The organism is Pseudoalteromonas sp. SG43-1, from assembly GCF_014164415.1.
In the GTDB taxonomy this organism is placed as follows: Bacteria; Pseudomonadota; Gammaproteobacteria; order Enterobacterales; family Alteromonadaceae; genus Pseudoalteromonas; species Pseudoalteromonas distincta.
In genome coordinates this window covers 1-260 of sequence record NZ_JACJFD010000097.1, presented here as the reverse complement: position 1 = coordinate 260, position 260 = coordinate 1, and the positions used below count along the sequence as shown (strand labels likewise).

At 38.8% G+C, this 260-nt stretch carries 1 rRNA gene; it reads right to left on the bottom strand.

Features of this window, described 5'->3' with window-relative positions:
- A 5S ribosomal RNA gene (gene rrf, locus H5159_RS20875) occupies positions 1-102 on the bottom strand; the annotation flags it as partial.
- Between the last annotated feature and the right edge of the window lie 158 nt (positions 103-260).

Sequence of the window (260 nt, the reverse complement as noted above, 5' to 3'; positions counted from 1 at the left end):
CTACTTTCACATAGCAAATGCTACACTATCATCGGCGCTGTTTCGTTTCACTACTGAGTTCGGCATGGAGTCAGGTGGGTCCAAAACGCTATTGTCACCAAGCAAATTTGGGCGTTAATTCGTATCTCTACGCACTAACTGAATTTGGAAAATATCTGATAATATTTTTTAAGTCTTTCTAAGTAATGTCTACTTTAGTCATATTAACTTCTGTCAAACTGTCGCATAAAACGCGTTTGGCGTTGTATGGTTAAGCCTCA